Source organism: Agrobacterium vacciniicorymbosi, from assembly GCF_040427045.1.
Taxonomy (GTDB): Bacteria; Pseudomonadota; Alphaproteobacteria; order Rhizobiales; family Rhizobiaceae; genus Agrobacterium.
The window spans coordinates 45,925-57,683 of the sequence record NZ_JBETMF010000008.1 but is presented as its reverse complement, the minus strand read 5'-3'; the positions used below and the strand labels follow the sequence as shown (position 1 = coordinate 57,683).

The 11,759-nt window shown below is 59.1% G+C and carries 7 protein-coding genes; 1 reads left to right on the top strand and 6 read right to left on the bottom strand.

Translation table 11 applies throughout. From position 1 onward, the window contains the following. Nucleotides 1–30 precede the first annotated feature (30 nt). The 4 genes from ABUK73_RS13885 to ABUK73_RS13870 form a co-directional block, all read right to left on the bottom strand. Nucleotides 31–1,275 (bottom strand): vWA domain-containing protein, encoded by a 1,245-nt coding sequence (locus tag ABUK73_RS13885; RefSeq protein ID WP_353577805.1) that lies wholly within the window; start codon nucleotides 1,273–1,275, stop codon nucleotides 31–33. A gap of 189 nt (nucleotides 1,276–1,464) precedes the next feature. Beyond that, nucleotides 1,465–2,346, bottom strand: coding sequence for a transglutaminase family protein (locus tag ABUK73_RS13880; protein ID WP_353577804.1), 882 nt, complete (start codon nucleotides 2,344–2,346; stop codon nucleotides 1,465–1,467). Between the two features lie 3 nt (nucleotides 2,347–2,349). Next, the gene (locus ABUK73_RS13875; RefSeq protein ID WP_454892372.1) at nucleotides 2,350–4,758 is read right to left on the bottom strand and encodes a circularly permuted type 2 ATP-grasp protein; all 2,409 of its coding nucleotides are present in this window, start codon (nucleotides 4,756–4,758) and stop codon (nucleotides 2,350–2,352) included. A gap of 1 nt (nucleotide 4,759) precedes the next feature. Next, nucleotides 4,760–8,089: a transglutaminase family protein gene (locus ABUK73_RS13870; RefSeq protein WP_353577803.1), complete on the bottom strand. Its 3,330-nt coding sequence runs from the start codon at nucleotides 8,087–8,089 to the stop codon at nucleotides 4,760–4,762. A 256-nt stretch (nucleotides 8,090–8,345) separates the two neighbouring features. Here ABUK73_RS13870 and ABUK73_RS13865 point away from each other — a divergent pair, with 256 nt between their 5' ends. Next, nucleotides 8,346–10,106: an ABC transporter ATP-binding protein/permease gene (locus tag ABUK73_RS13865; protein ID WP_353577954.1), complete on the top strand. Its 1,761-nt coding sequence runs from the start codon at nucleotides 8,346–8,348 to the stop codon at nucleotides 10,104–10,106. Nucleotides 10,107–10,109: 3 nt separating this feature from the next. On the opposite strand, the gene ABUK73_RS13860 is transcribed toward ABUK73_RS13865, so the two are convergent. Together ABUK73_RS13860 and hisN are read right to left on the bottom strand one after the other, a co-directional pair. Then, complete coding sequence (locus ABUK73_RS13860) at nucleotides 10,110–10,295, bottom strand: hypothetical protein (protein WP_353577802.1); 186 nt, start codon at nucleotides 10,293–10,295, stop codon at nucleotides 10,110–10,112. Nucleotides 10,296–10,867: 572 nt separating this feature from the next. After that, complete coding sequence (hisN, locus tag ABUK73_RS13855; RefSeq protein WP_353577801.1) at nucleotides 10,868–11,644, bottom strand: histidinol-phosphatase; 777 nt, start codon at nucleotides 11,642–11,644, stop codon at nucleotides 10,868–10,870. Nucleotides 11,645–11,759 lie beyond the last annotated feature (115 nt).

The following is an 11,759-nucleotide window of genomic DNA, read 5'->3' as shown; positions in this document are numbered from 1 at the left end:
CACGGCTTCCTAAGGTAATGTACGATTTGGTCAGTTCGTCAGACGGCTGACATTTCCAGAAGCTTTTCTGGCAATATCGCCAAAGGCTTCGACAATCTCTTCCATGTTCTCGGGCGCGTAATAATTGTCCAGGCTGGTGGCGCAAGCTTGCAAAAGCGATTTTCCCTTGTCCGGTGCCATAAAGGCGACGGTGAAAATCTTGATGTCGTCAGCTTTCGCCTTTGTGCATGTGGCGCGCACCTGGGCATCGATGCCGGAATTCCAGCTGGCACTCGCGCCCGTCATTTCGCCGTCCGTCATCAGCACGATATAGCGGTTATAGAAGGTATTCTTCTGCAGTCCCTGCGCAATACCTTCGGCGGTGGTGTTGATGTTCTTGTTATTGCTTTTCAGGGCATTATAGGCCGTGTTCAAAGCCGCATCGGCATTGGTTCCGCCTTCAGGATATTGCGGAATGGCTTGCACATAAGCGGTGGTTTTCTTGGTACCCCACTCGAAGCCCTGAGCCGAAAAACTCGCGTCGTTATAGGCAACGGCTGCGGTGCGAACGAGTTTTGATTCCGGCGATCCGCTCGATTTATAGGTCGGGTCTGACTTGTTCAACGTATCGACGAGATAGCTCACGGCGGTTTTGAGCGATGTGCTTTTGTTGACGTAGCAAGGGTTCGATGTGACCTTGGACTGCGTTTGACCCCAGTTGCTGGCGGTATAGTTCGGGCAGGAATATTTGCTCTTGTCGACTGTATCGGTTCTGAACGACATGGAGCCGGAGCGGTCCAGCACCAGATACATGGACATGGGAGCGCCCTTGTTGAAGCTGCTTTCCGACGTACTGGTTGCGCTCATCGTCAGCGTTTTTGCCCAGATAAGACCGAGCAGAGGATTGAGCGGCATCTGATAGCTGACCGTGGTGGAAATCTGGAACGTCGTTCCCTTATCGGTGTCCGTTCGTTTTGCGGCGCTGCTGATCTGGGACTCGAAGTCCTTCTTCTCCGCCTCGGACAAATTCTGTGCGAAGGCCTGTCCGGCCAGATATTGCACGACTTGTGCCTTCAGCACCTCATCGCTTTTGGTGCCTTCGGATTCGCGGAATTGGGTCGCAGCGGCCAGCGTTGCTGAATCGGCGGCGTTTTGCAGATCTGACTTGACCTGCATTGCTTTCGTGAACTCCAGCCCAGCCCCGGCAACACCCATCAAAAGCGGCAGTGCCGCCGCTGTCATCATGGCGAAATTGCCCTGCCTGTCGCTCAACAGCGCGCGCATGCGTGTCTTCATTCCAGCCCCGTTGAACATCATGTCCACCTGTTCAATTGTGTGATGGTTTCAGCTCTACTGCCGGGCAATGTAGATTTTCCTAACGTAACGTGAGCAAATTTATCGAGTGCTCGAAACGGGACAGATTTCTGTCGTGAAACGAGGCTTTGTGCCGCTGCGGCACGTCCTTCGTTCCGTTTTGGTGCAGGCTCAGTGCTTGACGGGAATGACGTCCACGGCCTGCGTGGTCTGCTGGTTGCCGTAGCTTTTCAATACGCCGATGACGGGGGCTATGTCGGAATAATCGCGTCCGTAACCGACAACGATGTGGTCGCTGCCAGCGACGATGTCGTTGGTTGGGTCGAGCTCGATATAGCCGGTCGCCTCGCCGCACCAGACGCGGACCCAGGCGTGCATGGCGTCCGCGCCTTCAAGCCGTTCCTTGCCGGCTGGCGGAATGGTGCGCAGGAAGCCGCTGACATAGCCTGCGGGAATGCCGAGGCTGCGCAGCGCCGAAATCATGATATGCGAGAAATCCTGGCAGACGCCGCGTTTGAGCTTGAAGGCTTCCGCCGGTGTGGTGTCCACCGTGGTCGCCTCGCCATCATATTTGAAGTCCTTGTAGATGCGCTTGCACAGCGCCATCGCGATTTCGCGGATGGTCATGCCGGGCTTGATCGTCTCGCGGGCGTAAGCGGCAATGGCGGCGTTCTCGCCGATGCGCGGGCTGACGCCTGCCAGATGATGGGGCGACTGCGGACCCAGCGACCAGACGCTGGCCAGCTCTGCTGATAGTCTCGACAGTTGCGGCGAGAAATCCGCCGTCAGCGAGGGGCTTTCCACGGAAACGCGGGCCTGCATGCGAATATCCAGCTTGTCATGCGGGGCGCGCAGAAACACCGAGGTTGCGCTCTGCTGGAAGAAATCATCGAAGACGGTGCGCTCTTCCGGGGATGGTGTCACGCTCAGTGATCCAGCGATCAATCTCTGCTTGCCGGGGATGGACAGCGGCATGATGCGGATGATGTGGCGCGCGCCGGATGCCAGCGTGTCGTAGAGATAGCCCATGTGCAGCGTCAGGTCGTAGAGCATGGCCTATCCGAGATATGTCTGGGCGAGAAGGTCTGACAGATGTTCCAGATCCTGCTCCAACTGACGGAAGACAGCAGGCGACAGGTTTTCCGGCGTCATGACGGCAAGGCCGGAGTGAATGCGCATCACTTCGCGATAGAAGGGCGACATCTGGCCGTTGACGAACGCGTTGGGCAGTTGCTCCACCTCGGTGCGGATTTCGTTGAGCTGGAACAGAATAGAGCGTGGGTTGAGCGGATCGAGGCCCAGCAGGTCCATCACCGTCAGCGCTGCCGTGTTGACGTTGTAGCGGCGGCGGTGGGTCATGACGCTGTCGCCGATTTCGAGCAACATGTCATAGGAGCCATCAGGTGCTTCCGGGCCGCTCATATGGCCGAGAAGCCGCGTAAGATGCAGGCCGCGTTCCAGATAACGACCGATGGACAGGAACCGCCAGCCGGTGAAACGATACATGTTTTCATGCACCAGACCGGCAAAGCCCGCGAGCTTGCGCAAAAGCACGGTCATGGCATGGGTCGCGTCATCACCCGCAGCCACCTTGCTCTGGAAGCGGCGCGCGGTCTTGGCGAGATCGTTCAAGGCCAGCCAACCATCCGGCGAGAAGCGGTCTCTGATATTGCTGGCGGAATAGATCGCGCTGTTGAGATTGGCGATCAGGCTTGCGGGAACGGCTTCCTCGACGTCGATATCGATGGTTTCGAGATAGGCGGTGACGTGGGCCAGAAGCGGCTGCTTCGGATCGGCGGATTCGGCGAAGCGGGCGTGCCATGCGCGCAGGATACGCAAGGCACCTTCGGAACGCTCGATGTAACGACCCAGCCAGAAAAGATTATCCGCCGCACGGCTTGGTAGGCTGCCGGGCATGTTGCGGATGAAGTTTTCTTCCGCTGGCAGAAGCGTGGTGCGCTCCACCGGCTTGTCCGAGACGATCCAGACATCGGCTGCACTTCCGCCTGCCTGCATGGCAATGGCCGCCGTATCGTTGCTGCGGCCAATACGGGCAAAGCCACCGGGCATGACCTGCCAGCCATCCTGCGTGCGCGCCGCAAAGACGCGCAAGCTCATAGGGCGCGGCACCAGCTTGCCATCGACATAGGCCGGTGTGGTGGAAAGCGTGACGACTTCCTGGCCGACGAGCTTGTGACCATCGCTTGCCAGCCAGTCACCGATGGAATCCTTGGCGGTTTCGCGCAGCGAGGAGCCGAGAACCGACTGACCGTTATCATCGAAGAAGGGCAGGCGCGAATAGGCGGGGCCGATCACCATGCGCTCGATGTTGCGCGCCACGTGTTCGCGCTCGGACGGCTGGCCGCACCACCATGTGGCGATGGATGGCATTGCGAGCTCTTCGCCCAAAAGATGGCGACAGATAGCAGGCATGAAGGCGAGCAGCGCACGGGTTTCGAGAATGCCTGAGCCCAGCGCATTGACCATGCTGAGCGAGCCAGAGCGCAGCGCCTGCACCATGCCGGGCGTGCCGATGTGGGAGTTCTGGTCCAGTTCCAGCGGGTCGGTGTAAGAGGCATCCAGCCGCCGCCACAACACGCCGACGGGTTTAAGGCCCGCGACCGTGCGGACCATGACGCGATTGTTGACGACGGTCAGGTCCTCGCCTTCCAGCAGCATGAAGCCGAGATAGCGGGCGATATAGGCGTGTTCGAAATAGGTTTCGCTGGCGGGGCCGGGTGTCAGAACCGCGATGCGATCATCCGGGTGCTGGCGGTGAGCCTGCAACGTATCGCGAAACGCACCGAAGAAGGAGGCGAGGCGGTGGACGTGGGATTCGCCGTAGATGTCGGAGAAAGCGCGGGTTGTGGCTACACGGTTTTCGAGCGCGAAGCCAGCGCCTGATGGGGCCTGCGTGCGGTCTGCCAGCACCCACCAGTTACCGTCAGGGCCGCGACCGATTTCGAACGAACAGAAATGCAGATAGTGTCCATCCGCCGGTTTAACGCCTGCCAGCGGACGAAGATATTCCGGGTTGGAGGCGAGCAGCGACGGCGGCACATAGCCCTGCTGGACCAGCCGGTTTTCACCGTAAAAATCGGCAACGATGCTTTCCAGCAGATTGGCGCGCTGGATAAGGCCGTGGGAGACGGCTTCCCATTCCTTCTCATCGATCAGAACGGGGATATGGGAAATCGGCCAATTGCGCTCGGTGTTTCCCTGCGCGCTGTAATCGCGGTAAAACACGCCGGCGTCGCGCAGGTAGCGGTCGGTGCGGGCGAAGCGCTCATGCAGCTCGCGTTCTTCCATACGCCCGAGAGCGTTGACAAAAGGCTGCCAGACGGGGCGAATGTTCCCGTGTATGTCCAGCATTTCATCGGCAATTCCGGGCATGGGACGATAATCCAGCATGGAAGCCATGCCGGGTTTTTCGCTCATCCGTTCCAATGCCGGTGCCTTTGCCAAGTCACACTCCCTGCGGGCGTCTTAAATCGAGCGTCAGCGGAAACTCCGGCGACGCTGCTTCCGGCCACAGAGTATACTGACCGGCGGTATGTCCCCAGGGCTCGAAACGGGCAAGCCGTCTGGCTTCCGCTTCGTTTCCATTGACCGGGAACGTCTCATAGGTGCGACCGCCCGGATGGGCAACATGATAGATGCAGCCGCCAATCGATCGGTTCGACCATGTATCATAAATGTCGAAGGTCAACGGAGTGTTGACCGGCAAAGCCGGGTGCAGACCCTGCGAAGGCTGCCACGCCTTGAAGCGCACACCGGCGACGGAGACACCCGAATCGTCGGTCTGCTTCATCGGCACGGCGCGACCGTTGCACGCCACCGTGTAGCGGGACGGGTTGGAGGTTTCCAGACGCACCTGCAAACGCTCGACCGAGGAATCGACATAACGCACGGTGCCGCCGATGGCACCCTGTTCGCCCATGACATGCCATGGCTCCAGCGCCTGACGTAGCTCCAGTTTGGAGCCTTCATATTCGACCTCGCCGAAGAAGGGGAAGCGGAACTCCAGTTGGGCGGCAAACCATTCCGGCTTCACATCGAAACCATTGTCTTTCAGGTCTGCGAGAACATCGAGGAAATCGGCCCAGATGTAATGCGGCAGCATGAAGCGATCGGCCAGCGCCGTTCCCCAGCGCACGAATTTACCGCCGACAGGGTTCTTCCAGAAGCGGGCGATGATGGCGCGCACCAGCAATTGCTGGGCCAGCGACATGCGGGCATTCGGCGGCATTTCGAAGCCACGGAATTCCACGAGGCCGAGGCGACCGGTTGGGCCATCCGGGGAGAACAGCTTGTCGATGCAAATCTCGGAACGGTGGGTGTTGCCGGTGACATCCGTCAGCAGATTGCGGAACAAGCGGTCCACCAGCCATGGCAGCGGCGGCGCGCCTTCGCCCGGCATCGGCACCTGCGCCATGGCGATTTCCAGCTCGTACATGCTGTCGTGACGGGCTTCATCGATGCGCGGTGCCTGGCTTGTCGGGCCGATGAACAGGCCGGAAAAAAGGTAGGATAGTGACGGGTGGCGCTGCCAGTGCAGCACGAGGCTTTTCAAGAGATCGGGACGGCGCAGGAACGGGCTGTCATTGGGGTTGGCACCGCCCACCACCACATGGTTGCCGCCGCCGGTGCCGGTGTGCCGACCATCAATCATGAACTTGTCGGCACCCAGCCGGGTCTGGCGCGCGTCTTCATAGACTGATGTGGTGATATCGACGCAATCCTTCCAGCTCGCCGCCGGGTGGATGTTGACTTCGATGACACCGGGATCGGGCGCGACGCGGATGACATTCATGCGCTCGTCATGCGGCGGTGTGTAGCCCTCGATGTGCACGGGCAGGCCGAGATCGGTGGCTGCGGCTTCTGCAGCGGCGACGAGATCGAGATAGTCCTCGATGCGTTCCACCGGCGGCATGAAGACGCAGAGACGTCCATCGCGTGCCTCCACCGACATGGCTGTGCGGACTTCACCGTTGATGTCGCTGATGGACTGTTCGATGCGTTCCTGCGTGGCACCATCGGAAGCCTGAAACGAGGCTTCGGGCAGCACGCGCGCAGATGGCGCCATGGCGTCTGGCAGCGGCCCACGCGGAACAGACGGGTCCGCCGGGTGGATATAGGGGAATTTCGATGGTGGAACGTGGGGCAGGGTGCCGAGCGGAATGCGGTAGCCGACCGGGCTATCGCCGGGAACGAGGAAGATGCGGCCGCGCCGTGTCTTCCACTTCTCGCTCATCCAACGTTTCTCGGATGTCGCCTTGGCATTCCACGCCTGCACTGGCAGGACATAGCCGGTTGGTGTCGTGAGGCCACGCTCGAACACACGGGCGATGCGGTTGCGCTCTTCCGGGTCTTTCAGCTTGGAATTGGACGGATCGACGTTGTCAGGCAGGTTGCCTTCCTTGATCAGCCATTCGGCAGGGTCTTCATAGGCCGGCAGCACCAGTTCCGGCGCGATGCCGATATTGGTGGCGATGTTGGTCAGAAGCTTTTCGGCATCTTCCGAGGTCACGCCGGTATCGGCACCTTCGCGGGCCACCAGATCGGGATTGTGCCAGACGGACTGGCCATCCTTGCGCCAATAGAGCGAGAAGGTCCAGCGCGGCAGGCTTTCACCGGGATACCACTTGCCCTGACCGTAATGCAGGAAGCCGTTGGGAGCGAAGCGCTCGCGCAGCTTGCGGATCAGCACATCGGCCTTTTCGCGCTTGGTCGGGCCGACGGCATCGGTGTTCCATTCGCCTGATTCGAAGTCATCGATGGACACGAAGGTCGGCTCTCCGCCCATGGTGAGGCGCACGTCCTGCTGCGCCAGAACCTTGTCCACCTGTTCGCCGAGAGCATTGAGGCGATCCCAGCTTTCGTCCGAAAACGGCTTGGTGATGCGCGGGTGCTCAGCCACGCGGGTGACCTTCATATCGAAGGCAAATTCAGTGTTGGCCTCGCCGTAATAGCCGCCGGAAATGGGGGCGGCATTGCTGAAATGCGGCGTTGCAGCAAGCGGCACATGGCTTTCGCCGGTCAAAAGCCCGGAGGTCGGATCAAGACCCACCCAGCCCGCACCCGGCAGATAGACTTCCGTCCAAGCGTGCAGATCGGTGAAATCGACCTCGGTTCCCGAGGGTCCGTCGAGTGCCTTGAGGTCCGGCGTCAGCTGAATGAGATAACCGGAGACGAAGCGGGCGGCGAAGCCGAGATGGCGCAGGATCTGCACCAGAAGCCAGCTCGTGTCGCGGCACGACCCCTTGGCCGAGGAAAGCGTTTCCTCCGGCGTTTGCACACCGGTTTCCATGCGAATGACATAGCCGATTTCGCTTTGCAGGCGGGCATTGAGACCAACGACCATATCGACGGTCGGCTGGCCCTGCGTTTTGTCGATGGTTTGCAGAAAGGCTGAAAGCAAAGGGCCTGCGGGTTCTGGCGTCTTGTAAATCGACAGATCGTCTTTCAGCGTTTCCGGATATTCGAAGGGCCATGCAATGGCGCTTTCTTCAACGAAGAAATCGAACGGATTATAGACCGTCATATCCGCGACGAGATCGACCTCTATTCTGAACTCGGTGACAGGGTCGGGAAAGACGTAACGCGCCAGAAAATTACCGTAGGGGTCCTGTTGCAAATTCACGAAGTGGTTTGCGGGCGTCACCTTCAGCGAATGGCTGATGACATGGGTGCGGGAATGCGGCGCAGGCTTCAATCGTATGATCTGCGGTCCAAGGCGGATCGGTCTGTCGTATTTGTAATGCGTCAGATGATAGATGCTGGCTTTGATAGACATGCGTTCCCTTGCCCGGTTTTCCGGTTTGCGCGGATGGTGCCGCCCCTCTTTTATTGCTGCGACTTTGTGCAATGCACGCGAATAAAGCAAGGAACATTTCAAGCCCCCTTCGCATTCGAACGGGTGGCGTTTTGCGGCTTTCGCGTCGCTGGTGGACAAGCTTCAACGGAATGCTATTGCTGTGAGCGCGGGTGCAAATCACCGTTGCCTGCGCAAAGGCCCGGATTTCGGAATTTCAGGAAATGGCAAGGTACTGATGGCGCAAGGTAATCTGTCCACAGAGACGATCAATTACCCGTCTTTCGATCTGACGTTCAGATCGCAACTGGGCATGATGGGCAGTGCGTTTTGGACCTCGCGCGTTCGCGGCAAGCTCATTCTGTTGATGTGCGCCCTGCTGACCATCATCCTCGTGACCGCTTACGGGCAGGTCAAACTGAACGAGTGGAACGCGCCTTTCTATAACGCGCTCGAGCGGCGCGATCTGAACTCGTTTTTGCACCAGCTTGAAGTCTTTGCGATGATTGCGGGGTCGCTGCTGCTGCTCAATGTCTTCCAGACATGGCTGAACCAGATGACAGCGCTGAACATGCGCGAAGGCTTGGCAAAGGACATGGTGGATGAGTGGTTCAAGCCTGGCCGTGCAGCGAGACTCGCGGGTTTTGGCGCCATTGCCGTCAATCCCGACCAGCGTCTGCATGATGATGTGCGCAATCTGGCCGAAAGCAGCACGGCGCTGGCCATCGGTCTCGTCAACGCCACCATTCTGCTCGTCAGCTTCATCGGTGTGCTGTGGGGACTATCTGCGGGATTTGCCATCGAAATCGGCGGCAAGATGGTCGCGATACCGGGCTATATGGTCTGGGCGGCGCTGATCTATGCGGGCTCGGCCTCGCTGCTCAGCAACCTCGTTGGTTACCGGCTTGTGCCGCTGAACGCGGAGCGTTATTCCAAGGAAGCGGAACTGCGCTTCTCGCTGATGCGGGCGAGTGAAAACCTGACGGCGATCACGCTGGCACGGGGCGAGAAAAACGAACGCCACCGCATTGGCGAGGATATCAATGCGGTGTTGGGCGTCATACGTGGCCTTGCCATGGCGCTGACGCACTTGACATGGGTTTCATCGGGTTACGGCTGGCTGGCCATCGTTGCGCCCATTCTGATTGCCGCACCGGTCTATTTCTCTGGAAATCTGAGTTTCGGCGGGTTGATGATGGCCGTTGGTGCCTTCAACCAGGTCAATGTCGCCCTACGCTGGTACATCGACAATTTCGGGCCCATCGCCAGCTGGAAAGCCACTCTGCAGCGCGTCTCGGTGTTTCGCAACGCGCTGATCCAGATGGACAGCGTGGAGCGGCACGGCAATGCTATCGACATCGAAAAAACCGCAACCGGCCCCATCATGCTGACTGCGGTGGAGATCTGCCCCGAGGCAGGCGGGCAGGATATGTCGCGCATCTTCCGCCTGCGCGAGGCGCCGGTTGAGATCGATGTCGGGGACCGGCTGATGGTCAATGGCGATCAGGGCGTGAACCGGCGACTGTTTTTCGCAGCCATTGCCGGGCTCTGGCCATGGGGGCGCGGCAACATCACCATGCCGCCACGCGAGGAAACACTGTTCATTGCCCAGCACGGCTATTTACCGGCGGCGCCGTTGCGGGAAATTCTCTCCTATCCACGCAGCCCGCAGAAATTCAAGGAACAGGAGTTTCTCGATGCCATGGAGCAATGCGGCCTTGGCCACATCATTCCGCGCATGGAAGACAATATTCGCTGGGACAAGAAGTTTGATTCCGACGAGCAGGCCTGCGTGCGGGTTGCCAACGCGCTGTTGCTGAAGCCGCGCTGGCTGTTCATCGACGATCTGCTGGAAGGTCTGGAGACGGAAACCGTCGATAGGCTGGCGGCAGTGCTTGCGGGCATGAAGGACACGGCGATTGTCTATATTGGCCGGTCCGAGACCATTTTGCAGGTGCTGTCACCACGGGTGCTGCATCTGGATCTGGTCAAATCCTAATCGTCAGGTTTTCAACGGCGCAGTGTTGATGTGGGTCGCCGTTGTTTCGATGATGCTTGCCGGTGGTGCGCTGTGCATCATGGCCAGCGGCATGATGGTGATGAACAGCGCCAGTGCCACGAGGGCAACGATGACGACCCAGTCATCGCGCTGCTGTTTGACGGTATTCCCACTCCAGTCATATGCCATAGCGGTCCTCGCTTATATCAGTATATGAAGATGAAAGAATTCAACGTCAGAGTGCCGCAGTATGGTTAACCAACACTTAAGCTCTCGTGCTATTCTTTGCGGGTGTGTGTAGCAGCGCTTGGAAGACGAATATGTTTTCCAGCATTTATCCTGACGTAAGGTAAGGTCGCCCTGTGCCTGTGTTCGGCACAGGTGGGTTGGACGAGCTAATCTTGCCCATTAAAAACAACTAAGGCGCGCAGCGATCTGGATGGATCGCAACGCGCCGTGATGTCTTGGTTGTTTTTGTCTGGGGTGCGGCTTAGAGCGCTTCCTTGTTAAATGGAAACGTTCTGCCGGAGCAGATTTTCGTCAGGGCTAAGGCGATCGGCGAAGGGCATACCCAAAGGTACGGTCAAGCCGATCGCCTTAGCCCTGGCGGAAATATGCCCGGCCCTTCGGGTTGGTTGAAACGGGCCGTCTGCTTGCCCGGACGGCTTGGCCGTATGCTGAGGCTACGGAACGCGCCGTCCGGACAAGCAGTCGATCCCGTTTGAACCAACAGAACTGTTTCCATTTAACAAGGAAGCGCTCTAAAGGCCCGAGAGAATGGCCAGCGCCTGTTCGTGAATGGCCTTGCTGCCCGCTGCCAGAATGCGGCCTGCAGATTCCGGTCTGCCGCCTTCCCAGTTGGTGATGACGCCACCGGCCTGCTCAATGATGGGAATGAGCGCGCCAACATCATAGGGCTTCAGTCCAGACTCGATGACGAGATCGACATGGCCGCCCGCCAGCAGGGCATAGGCGTAGCAATCCACGCCGTAGCGGAACAGGCGCACCTGTTGCTCGACCGTGTGATAGCGCTCTGCTTCGTCCGTGGTGAAGATGTGCGGCGAAGTGGTGAAGAGGATCGCGTCGGACAGGCTCTCGCAGTTGCGCGTGCTGATCTGCCTGTCGCCGCCGGGGCCGAAATACCAGGCTTTCTCGCCATCGGCAAAATAACGTTCGCCCGTAAATGGCTGATCCATGACGCCCATGACGGCGTGGCCAGAGGACTGGAAGCCGATCAAGGTGCCCCAGACGGGTACGCCGGATATGAAAGCGCGGGTGCCATCGATGGGGTCGATGACCCAGACATGCTCGCGATCGGTTCCGACACTGCCATGTTCTTCGCCCAGAATGCCGTGGTCCGGGAAGCGGTCGGTGATCAGTGCGCGGATGGCCGTTTCAGCGGCCTGATCGCCTTCGGTGACGGGATCGTAACCGCCAGCCTGCTTGTTGGCGACGGCAACACCGCTGCGGAACCGGGGCAGGGTCTCTGCCTTGGCGGCATCGGCAAGACGAAAGAAGAAATCGCGATCGGGCAGCATCAAAACCTCACCATTCTAAAATCCCAAAAGGACATAGCGCGCTTCAGGCAACTTCGTCCACTCGCTATGTGCCGGAGATATGAAAAGCCAAAACAAATGCAGATTTTTATGAAGG